This is a genomic window from Actinacidiphila sp. bgisy167, assembly GCF_965342175.1.
In the GTDB taxonomy this organism is placed as follows: Bacteria; Actinomycetota; Actinomycetes; order Streptomycetales; family Streptomycetaceae; genus Actinacidiphila.
Genome location: NZ_CBDRBL010000073.1, coordinates 1 through 23,620, shown reverse-complemented (window position 1 = coordinate 23,620; position 23,620 = coordinate 1). Strand labels below are relative to the sequence as shown.

The following is a 23,620-nucleotide window of genomic DNA, read 5'->3' as shown; positions in this document are numbered from 1 at the left end:
GGGACAGGTCGAACGCGATGTTCGTGGGCAGGTGGGCGTGATCGATGGTGCCACAGGCAGCCTCGCTCACCCCGCGGATTAGTATGCGGCTGAGCGGGAGCGACGGCAGTCGGCGGGTCGAACGGGAGCGGGAAGCACACGTGAGCAGCGAGTACCAGGCGCAGGACGGCGACTCGGCGGACGGCGTCGACGGCACAGCGGTGTGGGACGTTGTCGTGGTGGGTGCCGGACCGGCCGGATCCTCGGCGGCCTACGCCGCGGCAAGTGCGGGACGCCGTGTGCTCCTGCTCGAGAAGGCTGAACTGCCCCGCTACAAGACCTGCGGCGGCGGCATCATCGGGCCCTCCCGCGACGCGCTGCCGCCGGGCTTCGAGCTCCCGTTGAGGGACCGGGTGCACGCGGTGACCTTCAGTCTGAACGGCCGGCTCAGCCGGACCCGCCGGTCGCGGCAGATGCTCTTCGGTCTGATCAACCGGCCCGAGTTCGACGCCCGGCTGGTGGACGCGGCCGTCGACGCGGGCGCGCGCCTGCGGACCGGGGCCTCGGTCTCCCGCGTCGAGCAGCACGGCGCCTCCGTCCCGGACCGGCGCACCGTCGCGGTGGTGCTCAACGACGGCGAGACGATCCTCACCCGCGCGGTGGTCGGCGCCGACGGCTCGGCCAGCCGGATAGGCGCCCATGTCGGCGTCAAGATGGCCCAGGTGGACCTGGGCCTCGAGGCCGAGATCCCGGTCCCTGCGGAGGTCGCCGAGGACTGGGCGGGCCGGGTGCTCATCGACTGGGGTCCGCTGCCCGGCAGTTACGGCTGGGTCTTCCCCAAGGGCGACACCCTCACGGTGGGCGTCATCTCGGCCCGCGGCGAAGGCGCGGCCACCAAGCGATACCTGGAGGACTTCGTCGGCCGGCTCGGTCTGGCCGGCTTCGAGCCGACCATCTCCTCCGGCCACCTCACCCGCTGCCGCGCCGACGACTCCCCGCTCTCCCGGGGCCGCGTGCTGGTGTGCGGCGACGCGGCGGGCCTGCTGGAGCCGTGGACCCGCGAGGGCATCTCCTTCGCGCTGCGTTCCGGCCGTTTGGCGGGGGAGTGGGCGGTACGGATCGCCGAGGCGCACGACGCGGTGGACGCGCGCCGTCAGGCACTGAACTACTCCTTCGCCGTCAAGGCCGGCCTCGGTGTCGAGATGGGCGTCGGCCGCCGCATGCTGAGCATCTTCGAGAAGCGTCCCGGTCTGCTGCACGCCGCTCTGACCACCCTTCCTCCCGCGTGGAACGCCTTCGCCAGGATCACCCGCGGATCCAGCTCGCTCGGCGAGCTCGTCCGCACCCATCCGCTGGCTCGTCGCGCACTGGAGTCCTTCGACCGTCGCTGATCTTGCAAGGGCGCTCTCCGGCACGTCATTCAAAGGGAGTTGAGGGGCAGACGACTTTGTGGGAGGTTCCTCGTCATGCCCTTGAGGAACGAAGACGGAAGGCTGCCGTGGTGGGTGCGTACGCTCACCGGGCTCGTCGTGCTCGGCGGACTTCTGTTTCTAATCGCCCGCGCCGAACTGATACCCGGCCTGCCCAACCCCTTCGCCGAGGAGACCAAGGACCGTACCGGCCCTGTGGTACTCAAAGCGATCCAGGACATGAACCGCTTCGAGGGAGCCAGTGGCGACTTCCAGGTCGTGGTCGACTTGGAGAAGGACGCCAAGTTCCTTCCCGACGCCGTGCGCGGCAGGCGCACGCTGTATGTGGGGGCCGGTAGCGTCGACGCCTACGTGGACCTCGGCGACGTGGGCCCGAAGGGCGTCACGGTCTCCGAGGACCGGACCTCCGCGATCCTCACCCTGCCCCACGCCCGCCTCGAGAGGGCCTCGCTCGACCTCGACCGGTCCTATCTGGTCGCCCAGGAGCGCGGTTTCTTCGACCGGCTGGGCGACTTCTTCTCCTCTCACCCCGCGGACGAACGACAGGTCCAGCAACTCGCCGTGAAGAAGATCCAGCAGGCGGCGGAGGCCACCGAGCTGACGAAACGGGCGGAGACCAACACCCGTGCCATGCTGGAGCGGCTGCTGACCTCGCTGGGGTTCGAGAAGGTGGAGGTCCGCTTCAGCTGACGGGCCGGTGCTCGGTGATGCGGAAGACCGGGTGCTTGTGGGCTATTGCACGCAGTTCCTCGTCGGTGGAGTCCGCCCCCACACCGCCGAAGAACACGCCTACCTCGGCCTTCCAGCGCCTGAGATAGGCACGCAGTACCTCGGGCTTGTCGTCGTCGGCGAGCTCGGCCGCACCGAACTCCTCGACCTGCTTGCCCAGCAGCAGTTGACCGCCGCCGGCGGCCCGCATGTTGTGCGTCCACTGGACGTGCCCGCGGGGCGCCACGAGGTAGCGCTCCCCGTTCACCACCAGCAGGTTGACCGGGGTGCGCCGCCACTCCCCACTCTTGCGTCCTCGGACGGCCAGCACCCGTGAGCCCCACACGCTGAGGCCGCGGCGGGTCAGCCACGCCACCGCGCGGTTGAGGATGTTGACCGTGAACCATCCGGGCCTGATGACGTGTTCGGACATGAGGGCTCCTCCCTGACGTGCGTGCGAGGCCTCGGACCCCCCAGGTCCGTGAGCGGTGCTCTCGCTTGAGAACAGTGTGCACGTCTGCGGATGCCATTGCAAGAGCGGTGCTCTCGTTTCTGGTCGTCGTTCCGTCCGTGCCTACACTGATCCCATGAGCGTCATCCGAACCGCCAGGGAACGGGCCCGCGAGGAAGTGACCGCGGCCATCAAGGAAGAGGCGCGCCGGCAGCTTGCCGACGAGGGCGCCTCGCGACTCTCGCTGCGCGCCGTGGCGCGGGAGCTGGGCATGGTCTCGTCGGCCCTCTACCGCTACTTCCCCAGTCGGGATGAACTGCTCACCGCCCTCATCGTCGACGCCTACGACGCCGTGGGGGCCGCCGCGGAGGAGGCGCTGGCCCGCGCCGCCGGCGTTGACCCCGTGGAGCGCTGGAGTGAGGTCTGCCGGGCCGTGCGCCGCTGGGCCCTCGGTCATCCGCACGAGTACGCCCTCATCTACGGTTCGCCCGTGCCCGGCTACTCCGCGCCACTCGACACGATCGGACCCGCGTCCCGGGTCGGGCTCGCGCTCCTCGCCGTGGCCGCGGAGGCCCACGCCGCCGGGGCGCTCGCCATCCCCCCGGTCGACCCCCCGCTGTCCGAGGCCGTCCACGCCGACGCCTGGCGGCTCAGCAGGGACCTGGAGAGCGAGCTGCCGCCGCGGGTGATCCCTTCCTTCGTGGCCGTCTGGGCGCAGCTTTTCGGCCTGGTGAGCTTCGAGGTGTTCGGCCAGTTCGACAATGTGGTCGAGGCGCGCGACGACTTCTTCGATCACGCCGTCGCGGGCCTCGCGCAGCAGACGGGGATCCGCCGCGGGCGGGTTTCTTCGCCGGAGTGAACCCGCGGTGTCGTGCGGGGTGCGGGAAAGCGCCCCGCGGTCCCTGTCGGGGGATGCAACGAGGCGCATTTATATTCAGGCACATTTAATGTGCGTACATTTAGTCGCGATTTCCTGCTATTCTGCGGCCATGACCGGCGTGAAGAGCGAGCGTGTGCTCGTGGAGCGGTGGCGTGAAGTCCTCTCCCTGCACGCGCGCACCGCTTGCGAACTCGATCGTGAACTGGGCTTGCACGGGCTCGGTGCGAGCGATTTCGAGGTGCTCGACCTGCTCGCCGAGGGCGACCCGGACGAGGCCGGTGGTACCTACCGCGTTCAGGAACTCGCGGACCGCGTGCACCTGAGTCAGAGCGCGCTCTCCCGGTTGGTGGGCCGGCTGGAGAAGGACGGCCTCGTCACCCGGGGGATCTGCAGCGAGGACCGTCGCGGGGTGCGGGTCGCGCTCACCGACGCCGGCCGCGCACGCCACGAGAAGGTCAAGCCGGTGCAACGGGCCGTCCTGGAGCGGACGCTCGGCGAGGCCTGAGGCGCCCGGCGTCGCTGCCCGCAGACGCCGCCGGCCGTCCGAAGGGACGCCCCCGCACGGGTCGCGTTCGGGTCATTCGATCGCCGCAGTGCGCTGCCACAGGTCGAGCACGGAGGCATCGCCTGTGACCTGCAACTTCTCGTATGCGCCTCGGTTCCAGAAGCTGAGGTAGAGATCCTCGGCCCTGCCGCTCACAGTGCAGTCCGCCTCACCGGGCACAGCACGCTCGACGAACAGGGGGTCGGCCGACAAGCGCGCGAGCCAATCGTCCCGACCGGCGCCGGTGTCCGTTGTGCGCACGCGGAGCGTCCTGGGGCTTTCGCTGCGCACCCGGCTCCTCGGCCGTCCATGGAAGCCCGCGAGCAACTCGTCGATTCCGTCGGCCGCGAACGCCGGGGCGATCGGGGACGGATCGCGGCCGGCGGCGAGTTCCGCGTCCACCCGGTGTACGGCCGTCTCGTGCGCCTGGCGCCGCGCCCAGAAGGCAAGCGGGGAAGGGGCGTTGAGGAAGTGCCAGCACTCCAGGTCGGCGGGTGCCGCCTCGAGGGCCGCGACCAGTAGCCCGTGACCTTCGCGGAACCAGGGGAGCAATGAGGGGTCGTCGTCCGGAACCTCGGCCTCGATGGCCTCCGGCCGCCGACGTCCCTCCGCGACGTAACGAGTCGCCCAACGGTGCACGGTCCCTTGATGGCGGACCAACTCGCGTACCCGCCAGCCGGGGCAGGACGGCACCTCGGCGGCGAGCCCGGCTCCTTCTGCCGCGTCGGCGAGCAGTCGGCCGTCGTGTCGCAGCACCTCGATGTGATCGGCGGTCTTCATGGCGCGATTGTGGCAGTCGGCACCGACAGCCGGACCGGCCGTACCGTTCGGTGCGTCGAGTGGCGACGGCGGCGGGGGTGCTGAAGGGAGGACGGCGCGGCACGGCAGGCGGCCGCTGCCACCCGGCGCCGTGCGGCGCAGACCGCGACCAGAGGCACGTGGTGAGTGCTTGGGAAGGGCGCACGCCCCGAGCTCGCGGTCGACCGACCAGGCGGGCCAAGTCCCGGAGGCCGGCGTGACCGGTCCAAGGGAGCCTCCGTACGAGGTTTGGCAGGCGCCGGGTGGGGCCCTTCAGACTCTCGGTGCCGTCCGGCGCTGATCGTCAGCCGGGACGCCTGGCCATCACGACCACGCCCGGCCCGCTGTACTCCTCCGGAGGGAGCCGGAGTTCGGCGACCGGGTGCAGGCCGGCCCCCTCGATCAGGCCGACGAGTTGTTCCGGCCGCCATTTGTGTGTCGTCCAACGCACGGGCACGCCCCCGTAGGCTTCGGTGCGCACCGCGTCCCCGTCGCCGACATGCGTCGCGGTGATGAAGTGCCCGCCGGGCTTCAACGCACGTGCGAACAGGCCGAGAACCTGCGGAAGGACGTCACGGGGCAGATTGAACAGCGACCACCACCCGAGGACCCCGCCGAGGGACGCTGCACCGAGGTCGAGATCGGTGGCCGAGGCGACGCTGAAGCGGCAGTGCGGATGAAGACGGCGCGCGTTCTCGATCATGCGGGGGGACAGATCCACACCTGACACCTCGAGACCGCGTTCGGCGAGGTAGGCGGTCACCGTTCCGGGTCCGCAGCCGACGTCGAGGACAGGGCCGAGCCCCCTCACGGTGTCGGCGAAGGCGTCGATCGACGCCTTGAGCCATGGGTGGGTGCGGATGTCGCCGACTCCCGTCGTCACCACCATTCGGGCGTAATTGTCGGCTACGCGGTCATAGGACTCACGGACGACATCGAGGTCGGCTGGGCGGTCGACAGGATGTGCGCGCATCAGCCAACGATAGGGCGGGGGCGGGGTCCTGCGGGCCGGTGGAGCGGTGGTCGCCGGCGGTGCGGTGCGGTCGGCAGCCCGGGCGGTGACGCTGTTCGCGGTGACGTTCATGCCGCCATGCCGCCGGATCCCAAGGCGACAAGGGAGGGGCGAGATCCGTGGCGCCACGTGGGAACGGGTAGTGACGACCGCCCCCTCGACACGCCGAAACGAGCGCCGAGGGGGCGCCTGCCTGCTCCCCCGGCGGGGCTGCGAACAGCCCGGCCTGCCGGGACGAATCCGTCGCGGGCGAAGACCGCGATGAGGCGAATCAAAGGCGCCGAAGCGGTAGCGTCGGACTTGCGCGATCTTGCTGGGCGAGTACGCTCCGTATTTTGTTTACCCCCGGCACAAAGTGAGAATAGAGCTGTGACCCAGACTCGGACCAGGTTGGAGCGGGGCCGCGGTGCGCTCGGCCCCGCGCTCGCGCTCGTGCACACCGGGCGTGCGCCCACCCGCGCCGTACTCACCGCCGAACTCGGTGTGACGCGGGCGACCGCGGGTGCCGTCGCCGCCGAGTTGGAGGCACTGCGCCTGATCCGTGTCGACACGCGGCCGGGCGGCCCTGCCGGGGCGCAGGGCAGGCCCTCGCACCGGCTCGCCGTCAACCCCGAGGCGCCCGTCGTCCTCGCCGCCCAGATCCACGCCGACGGCTTCCGCGCCGCCCTGGTCGGACTCGGCGGTCACATCCTCGCGTCCAGACCGGTCGCCATGACCGTGCCCGCGGACCCCGCCCGCGTCCTCGGAGCCGTCGTCGAGGCCGGCGCGGAGCTGCTGCGCGCCTCCGGGCGGGAGTGCGCCGGCGCGGGACTCGCGGTGCCGTCCGCCATCGCCGAGCCCGAGGGCACCGCGCTCAACCCGCTGCACCTCGCGTGGGCCGCGGGAGCTCCCGTGCTGGACCTCTTCCGCGAGCAGATCGAGCGGTCCGGCATCATCGCCCCCAACGGGGCAGCGCCACCATGCTTCGTCGGCAACGACGTCAACGTCGCCGCGCTCGCCGAGCACCGGCATGGCGCAGGGCAGGGCGCAGAACACCTGCTGGTCGTCGCCACCGGCCACCGCGGTGTGGGCGGCGCCCTCGTGCTGCACGGCAGGCTCCACACCGGCAGCGCGGGACTGGCCCTCGAGGTCGGCCACCTCACCGTCAACCCCGAGGGCCGCCCCTGTCATTGCGGCAGCCGCGGCTGCCTCGATGTCGAGGTCGACCCTCTGGCCTTCCTGGAGGCCGCCGCCCGTGTCCCCGGCCCCGAGGGCTCGCTGACCGACCAGTGCCGCGCGCTGCTCCGCGAGGAGTACGACGACCCGGCAGTGCGCGGCGCGGCCGACCGCCTCATCGACCGCCTCGGGCAGGGACTCGCGGGACTGGTCAACGTCCTCAATCCCGACCGCATCCTGCTCGGCGGGCTGCACCGCTGGCTGCTCGACACGGACCCCGAGCGGCTCCGCGCCGTCGTCGCCGAGCGCAGCCTGTGGGGCCGGAGCGGCGGCGTCCCGCTGCTTGCCTGCGCCCTGGACCACAACAGCCTTGTGGGCGCCGCCGAACTGGCCTGGCAGCCCGTGTTGGACGACCCGCTCGCGGCGCTCGGGGCCTAGCCTTCCGCATACGTGACGGGGCCTCAGAAAAGCGGCTCCGGCGGCGAGGTGGCCGGTGGCACCGCCTGGACGGGGGGTGCCGGCAGGCCCGCGGCCGACGCCGTCAGCGGCCACCCCGGAACCAGACGCGTGTCGAGCAGCAGTACGCCGCCGGACTGCCCGGCGGCACGCAGGTAGACATCGCCCCCGGCAACCGCCGCGACGGTGCCGGTCAGAGCGCTACCCGAGGCGAGCCCGGTCACCACGGCGGTCGCCCGGGGCGGGTCGGGCTCCACACCGAACACCGCCGCGTGGTCCACGGGCCGGAACCCGGTGGCCGTGAGGGTGTCCTGCCAGTCGGGCACGGCGGCCGCCGCCTCGTGGAGCGTCCGCAGCTCGGCCTCTCGGACGGCTGCGGGCGGCAGCGCTACGCGGGCGGCACGCTTCGCCGACGACGACACCCGGTCGGGGATGCCCAGCGCGGAGCCGAGGACCGCCTCGGCGCGGCGAGCGGCCATCAGCGGGCCGTGGCCGATAAAGGTGAAGCAGATCGCGGCCTGTTCGAGCAGTCGTGCGCTGCCCCGCTCGGCCGCCGTGATGCCGACCTTGCCCAGCCCCGGGCCGAACCAGGCCAGATACACCGCGAACGGCCGCGGGTCGTCCAGCAGGGTGTCCGCGGCAACCGAACGGGAGCGGTCCAGCGCCGCGCACTGCTCGCACTGGTCACGGCGCGCCTGCGGGGGGAGTTCCGCGGCCCGCGGGCAAGGGGTCCAGCGCCCGGAACGCCACACGCCCGCGCACTGCCGCACCGCATGCGGCTCGACGGCGAGAGCCAGCGCTTCGCCGCGGCGCACGGGGCTGCGCCGGTCCCCGTGGCGAGGGTGCCACCAGGTCCACGCCGGACCTCCGGAGACCCATCGCAGACCTGTGCATCGCCACATGACCCGCATGGTAGGCGCACCCTCTGACACGGGCCCTGCTCCGGGAACGCCCGGCCTACGACGCCCTGCGGCATCGCGCGCTCCGTCTCAGGGCGTCGGTCGGGTAACACCGCAGCATCCGGCGGAAGCGCGGCGACGGACGCCGCCGCGAGCTCTTTCGCCGCCCGGGCGAGAGGTGCCCCGGCCGTCGGCGCGTCCGATCCGTGCCGCGTGCCGCACGAAAGGAGGGCCATCGTCGCGGAAGCGCTCCGCCGACGACGGCCCGGAGGGCCACGGCCGCCGTGCCCTCGAGGGGTGCGGCGGCCGGGCGTCAGGCCAGAACCGGTTCGCCCGCGGCCGGAACCAGGCGATCGAGCGCCGGGGGCCAGGCCTCCGGCGTCTCGGGCAGGACCGGCAGCGTCCGCGGTGCGACCTTGCGGACGACGGCGGCCGACAGCTGCTCGGTCATCGTCCTGGGCGAGACCGTGGCCTCGGCCCGGAGCGTGAACCATACGACCTTGCCACCGTCGTTGAGGGTCTCGGTACCCCAGCTGTCGCTCATCGACACGACCATGGCGAGGCCGCGGCCGCAGGTGGCCAGGGGCTCGAACTCGCGGACCCGCGGCAGGCGCGGATCGTTGTCCGAGACGGCGACGGTGAGCCAGCCGGAGGCGAAGCTCAACTCGACGGAACAGCGCTTGTCCGGCCGGGCGTGCCGGTGGACGTTGCCGAGCAGTTCGGTGATACCCAGCAGAGTGGGGTCGATCAGCGGGTCCAGCCGCCAGTAGCGGAGCTGGGCGGCGACGATACGGCGTACCTGCTGGATCCGGGACGGCAGTGCCTCAAGTTCCAGAGCGCACTGCCGCTTACTGCCTTCTGAGCTGATCACGGCTGCGACTCCCTCCGCGGCGAGGGCAGCCCCTGTGACCGGGGCGTGCCCCGCCCGCATGGAATGGGAACACCTTTGCGGGATTGCTGTGAGTGACTGCTGCAGTGACTCCGTGACGCCACCCCAGGATCACCCCGATGGATGCTTACCGCAACTCCACGAACGCGGAGAGTGCCGTTCCGTCCGGATCAATGGCGAGCGACCCGCTCACGAGCGGTTCGCAGAGCGTCCAGGAAGCGACTTGCCGATGCGGCGCCCTGCCTGCGCAAGGTCAGCAGATAGCCCGTTCCGTTGAGCCGGGTCAAGGTGCGGCGCCGCACCGCGAAACGCGGGGTCAGGGCGTGGACGTCCTCCACCGGGGCACTGTCGATCTCCCGCCCGCGGCTGGTGAGCAGCACCAGCCGCCCGTCCTGGATGAGGACCTGCCCGCCCCGGGTCAGCGACCGCAGGCGCCGTCCGATGCGTACCCCTGTGGCGGTGAACTCCGCTTCGGCCACGGCGCATCCCCTCCTTCGTCCGTTGCAAGTCTGCCCGTTCCGGGGGCGCCGTACCAGCGGCTGCCTATCATCGGAGCAGTGGCGCTAAGGGAAGGCGGCGCAGGTGAGCGGCAACGAGAAGGACGCCCCTGAAGACCGTACGGGGACGGCGCAGGCCGTGCCCGCCGCCGACGTGGACCGGACCGACCCGCACTACCGGCGGTGGCTCAAAGAGGCGGTGCGCAAGGTCCAGGCGGACGCCAACCGCTCCGCCGACACGCACCTGTTGCGCTTTCCGCTCCCCGACGCCTGGGGTATCGACCTGTACCTGAAGGACGAGTCGACCCACCCGACCGGCAGCCTCAAGCACCGCCTGGCCCGCTCGCTCTTCCTCTACGGACTGTGCAACGGCTGGATCCGGCCGGGCAAACCCGTCATCGAGGCCTCCAGCGGCTCGACCGCGGTGTCCGAGGCGTACTTCGCGGCCCTGATCGGCGTGCCGTTCATCGCGGTCATGCCGCGCACCACCAGCTGGGAGAAGCAGCGGCTGATCGAGTTCCAGGGTGGCCGGTGCCACCTGGTGGACGACCCGAGGACGGTGTACGAGGTCTCCGCCCGCCTCGCGGAGGAGACCGGCGGCCACTACATGGACCAGTTCACCTACGCCGAGCGCGCCACCGACTGGCGCGGCAACAACAACATCGCCGAATCGATCTACCAGCAGCTGCGCCTCGAGCGGAATCCCTGCCCGGCGTGGATCGTGGCGACCGCCGGCACCGGCGGCACGTCGGCGACCATCGCCCGCTACATCCGCTACAAGCAGTTCGACACCCTGGTGTGCGTCGCGGACCCGGAGAACTCGGTCTTCTTCGACGGCTGGGTGAACGGCGACGACACGGTGCGCTGTGAGCGGGGTTCGCGGATCGAAGGCATCGGCCGTCCCCGGGTGGAGCCGAGTTTCGTGCCCGGCGCCATCGACCGGATGATGAAGGTGCCGGACGCCGCCTCCGTGGCGGCGGTGCGCGCCCTGGAGACGGCCATCGGGCGCAGAGCCGGGGGGTCGACGGGGACCGGCCTGTGGAGCTCCTTCAAGCTCGTCTCGGAAATGGTCGCCGCGGGCCGCACGGGCAGCGTCGTCACCTTGCTGTGCGACCCGGGCGACCGGTACCTGGACAAGTACTACTCCGACGCCTGGGTCGCCGAACAGGGGCTGGACACCGGGAGCTACGCCGCCACCATCGACGCGTTCCTGGCCACGGGGCGCTGGCCTGACTGATCATGCCGTCCGTGTCCTACCAGACGCTTCCCACCGGCGGCCGGACCGTGCGCTCGCCTCCGGGAAGCGGGCTCGGCAAGGCGAGCGCCCCGCGTACGCCGACGCCAACGCGGGCGACGGGCACGCCCGCGACGAGGAGTCGACCAGGGGATGACGAGGGTCCCCGGGGGCGCCGGCAGCCGACGCACGACGACCGCTCGGGCGTCAGCTGCTCGCCGGGCCCGCGCCGACGGCTTCGCCGGACTCGGCTTCCCCCGGCTCGCCGGCGACGACCAGGTCCGACACATGCTCGGCGATCTCCACCCGCAGCACATCGGGGATGCCCGCGTCCGTGACGAGGGTGTCCACGTCTTCCAGAGCAGCGAAGGAACTCAGGCCCACAGTGCCCCACTTGGTGTGGTCGGCGACGACGATCACACGGCGCGCGGATCGCACGAAGCGCCGGTTGGTCTCCGCCTCGGCGAGGTTGGGGGTGGACAGTCCCGCCTCGACCGAGATTCCGTGGACGCCGAGGAAGAGCAGGTCGAAGTGGAGCGAGCCGATCGCCCGGTCCGCCACCGGGCCGACGAGGGAGTCCGAGGGGGTGCGGACGCCGCCGGTGAGGACGACCGTCGCGGCGCCCTCGCCGCCCGTCGCGCCGCCGGACGCCGCGTGGAAGACGTCGGCGACCCGCACGGAGTTGGTCACCACGGTGAGGTCGGGTACGTCGAGCAGGTGGTGCGCGAGTGCGAACGTCGTGGTGCCGCCGGTGAGCGCGATGGCGCTGCCGGGGGTGACCAGGCGCGCGGCGGCGCGGGCGATGGCCTCCTTCGCTCCCGGCTCGAGGCCCGCCTTCACCTCGAAGCCCGGCTCGTGACTGCTGGCCGGGACGACCGGCACGGCGCCGCCGTGGACCTTCTCGACCACGCCCTGCCGGGCGAGCGCGTCGAGGTCCCGGCGGACGGTCATGTCCGAGACGTTCAGCTTCCGGGTCAGCTCGTTGACGCGGACCCCGCCGCGCCGCCGGACCTCGTCCAGGATCAGAGCGCGCCGCTGTTCCGCGAGCAGGTTCTGGTTGTCGCTCACCCGAGGTCCCGTCCTGTCCTCCGCTGTGGTCCGATGCTGCCGGCCGGCAGTCTCGCTATCCTTCCACGACCTCGCCCTGCGGACACCGGCCGGAGGGCGAGGGGTGACCGGTCCCACACGCGCCGCCCGTGACACGTTCGGGTGGCATTCGTGAACAGCTCTGTCCATCACTGGCATGTATGCCCGATTCTGAATACGCGCAATGCAGTACGCGCGTCACGGGGAATGTGCGGGGAGGCGATCGCGATGCGGTCGGATGCGGAAGAACCAACGGAGCTGTCGCTCGAGTTGCTGGTCCACGGCGTCGGTGGGACGACGCCGGAGAGGATGCTCAGGGACCCGCGCATCACGCGCGTCTGCGGTGACGACACCGCCGGGATCTACCGGCGTGCCGAGGACGCCGATGCCGAGCGCCGCCCGCAGGCCTACGCCGGGGGCCCGGTGCCGGACGCCTACTCGTGGTGCAATCTGACGTCCGGGGACGGCAGCCGCGCGCTGTGGCTGCTCCTGCTCCCCTTCATGGTGGCCAACCTGGCCCACTGGATGCGGCCGCCGGTCACCCGGCCGGGCGTGGACCGGGCCTACGACATGCTGGTGCGGTTGCTGGCCCTGTCGCTCACGGTGCTGCTGGTGGCCGCGGCCTGTGAGGTCGCGATGGATCTGGTGGCCTGGCAGTGCGCCGGCAACGCCGCCTGTGCTGGCGGGAAGAGTTGGCTCTCCTTCCTGGCCGCGAGGGAGCCTGGGCGCCGGATCGCCGCCGGGGCCGCGCTGCCCGCCGGACTGACCCTGCTGCTGTGGTGGTTGTCCCGGCGCACCTGGTACGCCTACGAGTCGCAGCGGCCCCTTCCTGGCGCGCCTGCGGAAGAGCCTGAGGGGTCGGACGTCACGCCGCTCGCCCGGCGCGGCTTCTGGTACGGGCGGCGGTTGGTGGCCCGGCTCCGCGCGGCCCACACGGCGGCCGGCATGCTCACGGTCTCGGTCGCGTTGGTCGTCCCCCCGCTGGAGCGGGACATGGACGCCGGAAAGATCGGGACACTCGCCGCCGTAGGTTGGTCGCTGACGGGAGTGCTGGTCGGACTGACGGCCGCGGTGGTGGCCGTGACCTGCGGCATGGGACGCAGCGAGCAAGCGCCGGACAGGGCCCTGGACCAACGGTCGGCGCGGACGATGCTCGGAGGTACGGCCGCCGCCCTGCTGGCCGCCACCGGATACGCCTGCTGGCACCGCCCGGGCTGGACCGCCGGCGGACGGCTGCCGGCGGGGGACGCATTCGGCTGGCTCACTCTGATCCAGGGGCTGTTACTCGTGGCGCTCGCGTCCGTGGCTCATCTGATGCACCGCTCCGGCGGTGGCCGGGCGGAGCTGCGCGGACTGGGCGGCCCTGCGGTGGCACTGCTCGCGTGCTGCCTGGGCGGCGTGCTCACCGGAGGCATCACCCAACGGGTCGCCGACTGGCTGGACCGTGGCGCCACGCCTGGAAGCGGCGCCGTCGCCGGGCCGCCTGTGCTGCTGTCCTGGCAGGCCGCGGCGATCCCGGTGCTTCTCCTCGTCCTGGCCGTCGTGGTCGTCGTGCGCGGCAGGGCGCTGCTGCGCCGGGCCCGCACGCTGGTGCCGCAGGTGGAGTCCGATTACCCGGGGGAGGTGCACGAGCCCGCCCGCAGCCGTCAGATCGCCACGGCGCGGGCCCGGGCGGAACTCACCGACCAAGCTGCCGTGTTCATCGGGGTCGTCGGGGGCGTCGCCTTCCTGCTGGGCGCGGGGGCGCTCGGCGGGGCCTGGCTGAGCGGGACCGTCCCCGGCAGGGCCGTCGCGGGCGCGCCAGGATGGGTGCGCATGGTCGCGGAGACCGCCCAGGGCCTCGGTTCCTGGCTGGTCGGCGCCGGAGTGGTCGCCCTGATCGCCCTCGGCCGCCGGGCCTACCGTGACGCCGGGGCACGTCGCACCGTGGGCATCCTCTGGGACGTCGGCACCTTCTGGCCGCGCGCCGCGCACCCCTTCGCCCCGCCCTGCTACGCCGAGCGCGTCGTGCCCGACCTCACTTGGCGCATGACGACCTGGACGAGGGCACACCGCGGGCGGATCATCCTCTCCGGTCACTCCCAGGGGAGCGTCCTGGCCGCGGCCGCGATATGGCAGCTGGATCCGGCGACCCGGACGCGGATCGCGCTGCTCACCTACGGTTCCCCGCTGAGCCGGCTGTACGGGCGCTGGTTCCCCGCCTACTTCGGTCCCAGCGCCCTGGCCTCGCTCCGCGGGGAAGTGCACTCCTGGCGCAATCTGTGGCGCCTTACGGATCCCATCGGCGGTCCGGTCCACCTCGACGAACCCGGGCCACCGGCCGACCGCGCGCCGCTGCCGGACCCGGTGGCGTACGGCCGGACGGAGGAGCATCCGCTGCCGGCGCCCTTGCTGACCCACTTCGACTACCAGGCCGACCCGGCCTTCGCCGCCGAGCGTGCCCGCCTGCTCGGCTCGTCGTACCGGGACACGGAGTACCGGGACACGGAGTACCGGGACACGGAGGGGATGCTGCCCGTACAGGGTCAGGGCAGCGGGGGGAGGTCCTCCGGGTAGAGCAACTGCAACTCCTCATGGCTCGGTTCGCTGATCCTGGCGAGCCGGCCCGCGTGGCGCTCGACCATGGCCTCGAACGTCTGCCGGGCCGTGCGGCCGTTACCGAATGCAGGACCCTTCGGGATCGTGGTGAAGTACGTGTAGAGGGCCTCGCCGGCGTCCTCGGAGAGCTGGTACTCGTGCTCCTCGGCCTGGGCCCGCACGATCCGCAGCAGTTCCACCGGCGTGTAGTCGTCGAAGGTGATGGTCCGTGAGAAGCGGGAGGCGACACCGGGGTTGGCGGACAGGAAGTGCTCCATCTCCGCGGTGTACCCGGCCACGATCACCACGACGGCGTCGCGGTGGTCCTCCATCAGCTTGACCAGGGTGTCGATGGCCTCTCGGCCGAAGTCCCGGCCCGAGTCCTCGGGAGCGAGGGCGTACGCCTCGTCGATGAAGAGCACGCCGCCGCGGGCGCGCTCAAAGGCCGCCTGGGTGCGGATGGCTGTCGAGCCGATGTGCTCGCCCACCAGGTCGACGCGGGCCACCTCCACCAGATGGCCGCGCTCCAGCACCCCCAGGGCGGCCAGGATCTCGCCGTAGAGTCGGGCCACGGTCGTCTTGCCCGTGCCGGGGGAGCCGGTGAAGACCAGGTGGCGGCGCGGAGAGGGCGCCTTGAGTCCGGCCTCGAGCCGTCTGCGGCCCACCGCGATCAGGTCGATCAGGGAGCGCACCTCGCGTTTGACGTTCTCCAGGCCCACCAGCGCGTCGAGTTCGGCCAGCACCTCGTCCGAGTGACGGGTGCTCCCGCCCGTCGCGGGGACCGCCGGGGCTACCGAGGCCGCCGGGGCCGGCACGGGCGCTGCCGTGGGCTCGGCGCCGCTGGTCGGGGTCACGGGCAGCCCGCCGAGCAGCCCGAAAGTCGTCGCCGCAGGCACTCGTTGGACGTCTGCGGCAGGAGCGCCCGACGATGCCGGAGCGGTGCGGAGCTCTCCGCTCTGATCACTGGTGCAGTCCTCCGTCACCGGGCCCGGCTCGGCGAACTCGTAGCCCCCGCGGGCACACCGCTCGGTGCGGCAGCGGGTGAGCGTCGAGCGGCAGCCGTCGATGATGTGGAAGCCGTAGCCCCTGCTGCCCGTGACCCGGCAGCGGGCGAAGGTCCCCCGGCCGCCCGCGGAGACATAGAAACCGGCCTCGGCGGGATGGGTGACGACACAGCGCTCCAAGGTGGGGTCGGCGCCCTTGGTGACGATGACACCCGTCGCCGTGTCGTCGATGGTGCAGGCGGACAGCGTGCCGCCGCTGCCGTGGTCGCGGAACCACGCTCCGGTGGAGGCTTCGCGGATACGGCAGTCGTCGAGCTGCACCGTGGCGCCGTCGCTGACCGAGACGGCGGTGTTGCGGACCTGGAAGATGTCGCTGTCGACGACGTCGGCGCGCGACCCCCGGTCGAGCACGAACAGGGCGTCGGGCACGGTGTGCACGCGGCAGGAGTCGAGGACGGCGGCGGCTCCGTCGCTGACCCAGACCGCCGGGTAGTCCCCCTGGCTGTCGTGGATCTCGCACTGGTTGGCGTCGACCCGGGTCCCCGGGTCCCACACCGACAGGCCGTTGCGGCCGAAGCGCCGCACGGTGGTGCGGGTGAGGGTCAGCACCGAACGGGAACGCAGATCCACGGCGTTCTCGGGAACGTCGTGGATGTCGCAGTCGGACAGGGTCAGCACCGCGTCGGTGTCCAGGGTGATGCCGTCGCCGGTCGTACGGTGCACCCGGCACTCGGTGAGGTGGCCGGCAGCCCGCGCGGCGACCTGTACGCCGGTGCCCTTGACCTCGTACACCTCGCAGCCGACCGCCTCGGCCACCGTGCCCTCTCCGGTGAGTGCGAGGCCCGCGCCGGAGGAATTGTGGATCCTGCAGCGCTCCAGCCTCGGGGAGGCCCCGCCGCGCACCGAGACGCCGGTCTGGCCGGCGGCCACCACCTCGCAGTCCTCGAACAGGCCGCCCGCTGCCTGCAGGACGCTGATCCCCAGCCCGGCCGGATTGTCCACGGTGCAGCGGCGCACGGTCGGCCGCGCCCCGTCACGGACCTCTATGCCCACGGCGGAACGGGTGTTGACCCGCAGCCCGGTGAGCTCGGGCGCCGCGCCCTCGATGAGCAGGGCGGCGGCGGATGTGTCCTGACCCTCGACGGAGAGGTCCTGGACGGTCGCGGCCGCCCGTACGGTCAGCGCGACACCGGCCGACGGTGCGATCCGCACGGAGCCCGGTCCCTCGGCGGCACGGAGCGTTATGGCCTTCTCCACGACGAGGTTCTCCCGGTACGTCCCGGGGACCACCGAGAGCACGTCGCCCTCGGTGGCCGCCTCCAGGGCCGCGGCGAGGCTCTCGTACTCTCCCGTGCGGCGGCGCCACCGCGAGCTGCTCGTGTGCGTCACCTGAACCACGCCCTGTGCCATGGAGATGCTCTGCCCCGTCCTCTTGCACTGCGCCGACCTGGGGGCCTCAACGGTAGCGCGCGCCGGGCGGGGGCCATCACCCAGTTGGTGAGGGATCACCTGACGGATCATGCCGGATGAGGCCGATTGCGGGTGGCCGGGCGGCACCGACGGACGTACCCGGTGTGGTCAGCCTCCTGCCCCGGCCCGGCCCCAGCTCTGCCCGGCGGCGGCCCACTCGCGCTCCCACTCGGCGAGCCTGCGGCGCATCAACTGCCACATCAGCAGCTGGCGGCCCATGACCCCCAGCACGCACGTCGCGAAGAAGGTGCCGATGCCGGCGAGCATCGCGTGCGTGGCGGCGGAGTGGGCGTCCAGGGGCGCCGGCATGGGCACAACACCGGACTTGTCGGTCCACATGGTGACGCGGTCGCCCTTGTCGCGGGCGGCGTCAACGCGCACCTGGGCGGTGTGGACGTGTCCGTCCGGTGCGGTCCAGCGGACCACGGCGTCGCGGTGGGCCTCGCGTACACGGCCGGACTCGGGATCCGGGTCGGCCGCCTCACGGGGCCCCGCCTGGATCACCACGGCACCGACCTGGGTGCGGTTGGCCTGCTCGACGCGGACGGTGTGCTGCAGGGAGCGGTCGACGGCCAGTCCCGCGGTCAGTCCGGCGGCGGGCGCCCCCAGGACGATGGCACACCCGGCCACCACGCTCGCGAAGCCTTCGAACACGTCGGAACGGCGACGCAGGCTGTTCTTCCGCCAACGCCACCACCGTACGTGCGTGGCCGCCATCGGTCGCGCACCCCCTTCGCCGTCCAAGTGCCGCATGCGGCATGGCACATGCGGGGCACGAACCGGAGGAAGGGAGCATCTGTGACGCCGGAGCCCTTCCGGGGACCGGGTTTGTGCCGCGGTCTCGGGAGCATTCACCCCACAATCGTCAACGCGTCGCCCACCCGGAGCGTTCCGGGCCGTACGGGCACGAGATTCTGTCCGAAAACCAGTCTGCCCCCGAATCGGCGGTGGCGCGCGAGGGTGCGCAGCGGCTCCCGGCCCCGCACCGCGGTGCGCTGGTCCGTCGTCGTCACCAGACACCGCCCGCAGGGCTTCGCGACACGGAATTCGACGTCCCCGACGCGAATTCGGGACCAGGAGTCCTCGGCCCAGGGATCGGTCCCCGCGATCACGACGTTGGGACGGAAACGGTCCATCGGCAGCGGCCCCTCCCCGGGGTGGTCGCCCGCCGCGATCAGCGCGTTGAGGTGGGCCAGTGACGCCTCGGTCGTCACGAGCAGGGGGAAGCCGTCCGCGAAGCTGACAGTCTCGCCGGGGCGTGCGTAGTCCGGGTCGATCGGGCGGCGCCGGGCGGGGTCGTCGAGGTACACGAGGGTGACCTCCGCGCCCAGGAACGCGCCGAACCAGGCGGCGGCCGCGTCGCCCGCGGGTACGGCCTCCACCGTGTCGCCCCATATGTGCACCGCGACCGTCGCGGACGGTCGCGGTGTGGCGACATCCAGTACCGGCATGCCCGGAGCGGTGAGCAGCAGCCCGCCTTCCGGGGACGGCTCCGCGCGCGCCAGGGCCAGCCGGGGTTGCTCCCGCTGCGTGACGCATCGTCCCGCAGCGTCGGTGAGCATCCACCGGCGGTCTCCGGCGAGCCCCCACGGCTCCACCATGGCCTCGGACAACCGCTGCCCACCGAGTGACTTGACGGGGTGGACGTGCAGTGAGCTGAGGCGGGGTGTCGGCGTCGGAGTCGTCATTCCGCCATCGTGCCAGGCGGCGCGGTCACCCGTCGGCGGGGACCGGGCCGTCCGCGGGCGTCAGCCCGAGTAGTAGCCCTGGCCGAGGTTGCGCCGCTGGTACGGCTGCTCCTCGTAGCCGGTCGGCGCCACGGGCCGCGGCGGCGCGGGACGCGGGGCCGCGGCGGGGCGTACTTGCTCGTAGCCGGCCGGGCTCTGGTACTGCTGCGGGGCCTGCTGCGCCGGGTACCCGCCGTTGTAGGCCGCGGGCCGGGGCGCGGTGGCCTGTTGCGGGATGTAGGGCGCAGGCGCCTGCTGCAGCGGGGGCTGCTGGTAACCCGGCGCCGGATGGCCGGAGTACGACGGCGCGCCCGGCGGGGAGGGGTAGTGGGAGGGCCCGGCGGGCAGCGCGGGAAGGGCGGCCGGCAGGGCCGGGAGGTTGCTGCCGGTGGTCTCGTACGCGGACGGGACGCGGATCGGCGCGATCTGCGGGGTGCCCCGCTCTGCGACCAGGCTGTCGTAGATGGGGGTGTCCGGGAAGAACGGCGACGAGTAGCCACCGCTGTAAGAACCGCGGGGGGAGGTCATAGCCCATAAGTTAAGCCCACGATGTGCTGGTTGGGGAGACCGATTAGCAGGACATTTCCTGTGCAGTGGGTGACGCCTGAGCCGTATTGCGATCGAATCGGAGGAAATCGGTCTCCGGCTGCCGTACGGATCCCGTAAAGGCGGCAGGGGCCTGGGGTGTTGTCGTCCATTCTTGCCCGGGAAACACGGGCGCGACCGGGTGCCGGCCGGGCGGTCTCGCACGGTGAGGGATCCACTGCATCAGCGCACCAACAGGTCACTCGCACGAAGGAAAACGGCGCGTTCGCCGGATTCCGGCGAACGCCGTCCCGACAGGCGCCCGGATATGCCGCGGGGCCCGGCCTGGCGCCGTCTACGCCGAAGCGTCGTCGGGCCTCGGCCGCGCATAGGTGCGGCCCTTCCAGGCGGCTCCGCGGCCCCTGGCGTGCTGCACCGCCGAGTCGACCGTCATGAGCAGGTAGAGGACGGCCGTGAACGGCAGAAGCACCGCGGACCACGGCGGCTGCCGGTAGTAGCGGAGCATCGGCAGATAGGTCCCGCACATCAGGGCACAGGCTGCCGCGCCCGCCGCGCCCAGCCACCGTTCTCCGGCGAGCGCCCCGCCGACCGCGGCGACCGGCGGAACCACGTACACCAGAAGCAGCCCGAGCACCGTGCCGATGAGGAGGACCACGCTGTGCCGCAGCTGCGCGTACGCGCTGCGCGACACCATGCGCCACAGCTCGGCGAGACCGGGGTAGGGGCGGACGCTGTCGACGTCGTCGGCCAGGCCCAGCCAGATCCGCCCGCCGGAGCGCTTGACGGCGCGGGCCAGTGCGACATCGTCGATCACCGCGTGCCGGATCGTGTCGGGCACGCCCGCCCGCTCCGCCGCCGTCCGGCGGATGAGCACGCATCCGCCGGCGGCCGCGGCGGTCCTGGCGCGCGGCCGGTTCACCCGGCGGAACGGGTACAGCTGCGCGAAGAAGTAGACGAAGGCCGGGACGACCAGCCGTTCCCAGGTGGTGGCCACCCGCAGCCGGGCCATCTGCGACACCATGTCCAGGCCGTCGCCCTGCGCAGCGGCCACCAGGCGGCGCAGCGAGTCCGGGCCGTGCGCGATGTCGGCGTCCGTCAGCAGCAGGAACTCGGGGCGGCCGGAGGAGGCGGCCACCTCGATGCCGTGCCGCACCGCCCACAGCTTCCCCGTCCAGCCCGCCGGGACGGGCCCCGGCGTCACGACGCGCAGCGGCAGCCCGTCCGCGCGCCGCGCCAGCTCCCAGGCGAGTTCCCCGGTGCCGTCGGTGCTGCCGTCGTCCACCAGGACGACCTCGGCGTGACCCGGGTAGCGCTGCGCCAGAACGCTCGGCAGGCTCAGCGGCAGCACCTGCGCCTCGTCCCGCGCGGGGACGACCACCGCCACGTCCGGCCACTCCCGCGGCTCCGCCGCGACAGCGGGCAGCCGCACATCCGTCCGCCAGAACAGCCCCTGCGCCAGCAGCAGCCACACCCACGCCAGCAACGACACCACGGACACCCACGTCAGCCACGTCACCCCCGCAGTCTGCCGCCGCCGCCCTCCCGTGCGCGGCATTTCCCTGCACGGCCGCGAAGCGGGCCGACAATCGCATCACGTAAGGTGGTGCCCCGTGAAGATCGCGTTGATGGACTCCGGAATCGGCCTGCTCGCCGCGGCCGCCGCCATCCGCCGGCTGCGGCCGGACGCGGACCTGGTGCTCTCCAGCGACCCCGACGGCATGCCCTGGGGCCCGCGCACCCCCGAGGACGTCACCGCACACGCGCTGGCCTGTGCCCTCGCCGCCGCCGAGCATCGTCCGCAGGCGCTGATCGTGGCCTGCAACACCGCCACCGTGCACGCCCTGCCCGCGCTGCGCTCGGCCCTCGAGCCGGCGATCCCCGTCATCGGCACCGTTCCGGCGATCAAGCCCGCCGCCGCCGACGCCGCCAAGGTGGCGATCTGGGCGACCCCGGCGACCACCGGCAGCCCCTACCAGCGCGATCTGATCGCGGCCTTCGGGAACGGCGCCGAGATCACCGAGGTGCCGTGTCCCGGCCTCGCGGACGCCGTCGACCGGGCGGACGAGGCCGCCACCGCCGCCGCCATCGCCGCCGCCGCCGCACTGACGCCCTCCGACGTCGAGGCGGTCGTCCTGGGCTGCACCCATTACGAACTGGTCGCCGACCGCATCCTGGCCGCCCTGGCCGGGCCCGCCCGGCTCTACGGCTCGGCCGACGCGGTCGCCGCCCAGACGCTGCGCCGGATCGGCGCCGAGCCGCGGCCGGACGCGGCGCCCACCGGAGGTCTCGCGGTGATCCTCAGCGGCCGGGCGGGCACCGTCACACCCGAGGCGTCGGCCTACGCGGAGGGCCGCGCCCTGGGTTCCGGTGTCGCCGCCGCGGCCGAGGTGCGCTGAGAGGTCGCGCGGCCTCCAGAGCCCGTCCGGCCGTCCTCCGGGCGTGGAGTCCTCGGCAGTCTCCCGCCGGACAGCGGTGCCAAGTCGCCGAGAGGTGAGTAGGCTGCGAAGTATGACGGACGCGCAGCGTGACCAAGCGCGTACACCCCAGATGTGGACGGGCCACGCGAGCAACCGCTTCCAGTGGCTCCTCGCGGCCGCAGGGGCCGCGTGCCTGGCGCTCGGCATCGAGCTCGCCGTGGCCGCTCCGTACACCTCGGGTTCCGTGCCCCTGGTCATGTCGGTGGTGGGCTGCATCGCGGTGGGGCTGCTGGTGCTGTTCGGAACCGTCGCGTTCACGCACGTGCGCGTGAACGTGGACCGAGACGGGCTCCAGGTGCGCTGCGGCCACATCGGCGTGCCAAGGCGCCGCTTCCTGTGGGAGGAGATCGTCGACGCCCGTCTCGCCCCCGTCGTCAGTCCCCGCCACTGGGGTGGCTGGGGCTACCGCTGGCGCCCGGAGCAAGGCACCGCCGTCGTCGTCCGCCGTGGGCCTGGCGTCGTCATCGACCTGGGCAGCGGCCGGCACTTCACCGTCACCGTGGACGACGCCGAGGGCGCCGTCCGGGCCATCCGCAGCCGGCTGGCCGTGCGGCCGTAGCAGCAGCCCCAGGGCGCTCACCGTGAGCACCGCTGATTCGCCGGTGCGGCGGCGCGCGCAGGGCATGCACGGTGCGCTCGGCCGGCGTGGGATCCGGGCGCCCCGGCGAGCGGCACGTTCCATAGGGTGGCCGAAAGCGTTCACCCAGAGCGCGACCTTGCCCGACTCACCCGTCCGGGCCATGCCGAGGACGACGGTCGCCGCGCCGTCGCGTGAGTCGTCCCGGCGGCAGTCGTCACCGGCTGTTCTCCAGGTCTTCGAGGAGGCCGGGGCGGGGCCGCACGCTCCGCGACACGCCGCGAACACGCGACACGCCGCGAACACGCGACACGCCGCAATGCCGCTGCGGAACCGACGAATAGCGGAACCCGGCCGCCGGAGAGCCGGCCGGGAGGACGATCTCCCGCACCACGGCGAGGGCGGCCGCGGCGGCGACGGCCACCGGGCGCAGGCCCCGCCGATAGGGGGCGGCGTGTGCTCCCTCCCGGCAGGCCGAGGGTCCCGCGGCGACGACCAGGGACCGCACGGCGCGGCAGGCGGGGGCCGACGCGGTAGCGATCCCTCCCCCGGAGCGCGACGATCCGCCGCGGAGCCTGGTGTGCGCCAGGGCCCGTACGGCGTGCCCGGACCGCGGGCGTGCACCGCGGGGGAGGGCGTGGCGCGACCCAGGACGTAGGCTCGGGGGCGTGCCGATTCCCGAATTCATCCGCGAGCTGCGGGCCCTCGTCGGGCACCGGCAGTTGCTCCTGCCCGGTGTCACGGCGGTGGTCCTCGACGACGACGGCCGGGTCCTGCTGAACCGTCGGGCCGACAACGGCCGCTGGTCCCTCATCGGCGGCATCGCGGAACCCGGCGAGCAACCCGCCGACACCGCCGTGCGCGAGGTGCTGGAGGAGACCGGGGTGCGCGCGGTCGCCGAGCGCGTCGTCCTCGTCCAGACGATCGAGCCCGTGCTCTACCCCAACGGGGACCGCTGCCAATACGTGGACATCACCTTCCGCTGCCGTGCAGTCGGCGGACAGGCCAGGGTCGCGGACGACGAGTCGCTCGACGTCGGCTGGTTCGATGTGGACGGGCTGCCCGATCTCGGCAACCACGGGCGGCTGCGGCTCAAGCACGCGCTGTCCGAGGGCCCCACCTGGTTCGAGCCCGCGGATCCGCCACAAGAGTGAGTGTGCGCTGCCACCACGGGCAGCGACACGAGTGTGGGCGGCGCACACATCGGTCGGCGCCCGTGCGCTG

22 protein-coding genes are annotated in these 23,620 nt (G+C 72.6%); 10 read left to right on the top strand and 12 right to left on the bottom strand.

Annotation, left to right across the window (positions count from 1 at the left end):
• Positions 1-83 precede the first annotated feature (83 nt).
• Both ACRWND_RS23950 and ACRWND_RS23945 read left to right on the top strand, forming a co-directional pair.
• A complete protein-coding gene (locus ACRWND_RS23950; RefSeq protein ID WP_431952756.1) occupies positions 84-1,370 on the top strand; it encodes a geranylgeranyl reductase family protein in 1,287 nt (428 codons plus the stop codon).
• 75 nt (positions 1,371-1,445) lie between these two features.
• Positions 1,446-2,099, top strand: coding sequence for a DUF4230 domain-containing protein (locus ACRWND_RS23945; protein ID WP_431952742.1), 654 nt, complete (start codon positions 1,446-1,448; stop codon positions 2,097-2,099).
• Here the strand turns inward: ACRWND_RS23945 and ACRWND_RS23940 are convergent.
• Positions 2,092-2,550: a nitroreductase family deazaflavin-dependent oxidoreductase gene (locus ACRWND_RS23940; RefSeq protein ID WP_431952740.1), complete on the bottom strand. Its 459-nt coding sequence runs from the start codon at positions 2,548-2,550 to the stop codon at positions 2,092-2,094. The genes ACRWND_RS23945 and ACRWND_RS23940 overlap by 8 nt on opposite strands.
• 154 nt (positions 2,551-2,704) lie before the next feature.
• Between ACRWND_RS23940 and ACRWND_RS23935 the strand changes: the two genes are divergently transcribed.
• Both ACRWND_RS23935 and ACRWND_RS23930 read left to right on the top strand, forming a co-directional pair.
• Positions 2,705-3,427, top strand: coding sequence for a TetR/AcrR family transcriptional regulator (locus ACRWND_RS23935; RefSeq protein WP_431952738.1), 723 nt, complete (start codon positions 2,705-2,707; stop codon positions 3,425-3,427).
• Positions 3,428-3,557: 130 nt separating this feature from the next.
• Positions 3,558-3,953, top strand: a complete 396-nt coding sequence (locus tag ACRWND_RS23930) for a MarR family winged helix-turn-helix transcriptional regulator (protein WP_431952736.1) — start codon at positions 3,558-3,560, stop codon at positions 3,951-3,953.
• A 72-nt stretch (positions 3,954-4,025) separates the two neighbouring features.
• On the opposite strand, the gene ACRWND_RS23925 is transcribed toward ACRWND_RS23930, so the two are convergent.
• On the bottom strand, positions 4,026-4,772 hold the full coding sequence (locus ACRWND_RS23925) for a maleylpyruvate isomerase family mycothiol-dependent enzyme (protein ID WP_431952734.1): 747 nt from the start codon (positions 4,770-4,772) through the stop codon (positions 4,026-4,028).
• Positions 4,773-5,094: 322 nt separating this feature from the next.
• Positions 5,095-5,763, bottom strand: a complete 669-nt coding sequence (locus tag ACRWND_RS23920; protein ID WP_431952732.1) for a methyltransferase domain-containing protein — start codon at positions 5,761-5,763, stop codon at positions 5,095-5,097.
• Between the two features lie 408 nt (positions 5,764-6,171).
• Between ACRWND_RS23920 and ACRWND_RS23915 the strand changes: the two genes are divergently transcribed.
• Positions 6,172-7,395, top strand: coding sequence for an ROK family protein (locus ACRWND_RS23915; protein ID WP_431952730.1), 1,224 nt, complete (start codon positions 6,172-6,174; stop codon positions 7,393-7,395).
• 23 nt (positions 7,396-7,418) lie between these two features.
• On the opposite strand, the gene ACRWND_RS23910 is transcribed toward ACRWND_RS23915, so the two are convergent.
• The 3 genes from ACRWND_RS23910 to ACRWND_RS23900 all read right to left on the bottom strand — a co-directional run bounded on the left by ACRWND_RS23910 (position 7,419) and on the right by ACRWND_RS23900 (position 9,680).
• A complete protein-coding gene (locus ACRWND_RS23910) occupies positions 7,419-8,315 on the bottom strand; it encodes a DUF2797 domain-containing protein (RefSeq protein ID WP_431952728.1) in 897 nt (298 codons plus the stop codon).
• Positions 8,316-8,625: 310 nt separating this feature from the next.
• Positions 8,626-9,183 (bottom strand): ATP-binding protein, encoded by a 558-nt coding sequence (locus tag ACRWND_RS23905; protein ID WP_431952726.1) that lies wholly within the window; start codon positions 9,181-9,183, stop codon positions 8,626-8,628.
• Positions 9,184-9,371: 188 nt separating this feature from the next.
• Entirely contained in the window at positions 9,372-9,680 is a 309-nt protein-coding gene (locus tag ACRWND_RS23900; RefSeq protein WP_431952724.1) for a hypothetical protein, read from the bottom strand.
• Positions 9,681-9,783: 103 nt separating this feature from the next.
• Between ACRWND_RS23900 and ACRWND_RS23895 the strand changes: the two genes are divergently transcribed.
• On the top strand, positions 9,784-10,935 hold the full coding sequence (locus ACRWND_RS23895; protein ID WP_431952722.1) for a PLP-dependent cysteine synthase family protein: 1,152 nt from the start codon (positions 9,784-9,786) through the stop codon (positions 10,933-10,935).
• A gap of 204 nt (positions 10,936-11,139) precedes the next feature.
• On the opposite strand, the gene ACRWND_RS23890 is transcribed toward ACRWND_RS23895, so the two are convergent.
• Positions 11,140-12,000, bottom strand: a complete 861-nt coding sequence (locus tag ACRWND_RS23890; RefSeq protein ID WP_431952720.1) for a DeoR/GlpR family DNA-binding transcription regulator — start codon at positions 11,998-12,000, stop codon at positions 11,140-11,142.
• A 246-nt stretch (positions 12,001-12,246) separates the two neighbouring features.
• Here ACRWND_RS23890 and ACRWND_RS23885 point away from each other — a divergent pair, with 246 nt between their 5' ends.
• Positions 12,247-14,574, top strand: a complete 2,328-nt coding sequence (locus ACRWND_RS23885; RefSeq protein WP_431952718.1) for a hypothetical protein — start codon at positions 12,247-12,249, stop codon at positions 14,572-14,574.
• On the opposite strand, the gene ACRWND_RS23880 is transcribed toward ACRWND_RS23885, so the two are convergent.
• The 5 genes from ACRWND_RS23880 to ACRWND_RS23860 all read right to left on the bottom strand — a co-directional run bounded on the left by ACRWND_RS23880 (position 14,544) and on the right by ACRWND_RS23860 (position 20,897).
• The gene (locus ACRWND_RS23880; protein ID WP_431952716.1) at positions 14,544-17,009 is read right to left on the bottom strand and encodes a right-handed parallel beta-helix repeat-containing protein; all 2,466 of its coding nucleotides are present in this window, start codon (positions 17,007-17,009) and stop codon (positions 14,544-14,546) included. The genes ACRWND_RS23885 and ACRWND_RS23880 overlap by 31 nt on opposite strands.
• 168 nt (positions 17,010-17,177) lie before the next feature.
• Positions 17,178-17,786: an Rv1733c family protein gene (locus ACRWND_RS23875; protein ID WP_431952714.1), complete on the bottom strand. Its 609-nt coding sequence runs from the start codon at positions 17,784-17,786 to the stop codon at positions 17,178-17,180.
• Positions 17,787-17,920: 134 nt separating this feature from the next.
• The gene (locus ACRWND_RS23870) at positions 17,921-18,757 is read right to left on the bottom strand and encodes an MOSC domain-containing protein (protein WP_431952712.1); all 837 of its coding nucleotides are present in this window, start codon (positions 18,755-18,757) and stop codon (positions 17,921-17,923) included.
• Positions 18,758-18,817: 60 nt separating this feature from the next.
• Complete coding sequence (locus ACRWND_RS23865; RefSeq protein WP_431952710.1) at positions 18,818-19,324, bottom strand: DUF6643 family protein; 507 nt, start codon at positions 19,322-19,324, stop codon at positions 18,818-18,820.
• Between the two features lie 352 nt (positions 19,325-19,676).
• Positions 19,677-20,897, bottom strand: coding sequence for a glycosyltransferase (locus ACRWND_RS23860; protein WP_431952708.1), 1,221 nt, complete (start codon positions 20,895-20,897; stop codon positions 19,677-19,679).
• Between the two features lie 55 nt (positions 20,898-20,952).
• Here ACRWND_RS23860 and ACRWND_RS23855 point away from each other — a divergent pair, with 55 nt between their 5' ends.
• The 3 genes from ACRWND_RS23855 (at position 20,953) to ACRWND_RS23845 (ending at position 23,550) form a co-directional block, all read left to right on the top strand.
• Positions 20,953-21,738, top strand: coding sequence for a glutamate racemase (locus ACRWND_RS23855; RefSeq protein ID WP_431952707.1), 786 nt, complete (start codon positions 20,953-20,955; stop codon positions 21,736-21,738).
• Between the two features lie 112 nt (positions 21,739-21,850).
• On the top strand, positions 21,851-22,378 hold the full coding sequence (locus tag ACRWND_RS23850; protein ID WP_431952705.1) for a hypothetical protein: 528 nt from the start codon (positions 21,851-21,853) through the stop codon (positions 22,376-22,378).
• 686 nt (positions 22,379-23,064) lie between these two features.
• Positions 23,065-23,550, top strand: a complete 486-nt coding sequence (locus tag ACRWND_RS23845) for an NUDIX hydrolase (protein ID WP_431952703.1) — start codon at positions 23,065-23,067, stop codon at positions 23,548-23,550.
• Positions 23,551-23,620 lie beyond the last annotated feature (70 nt).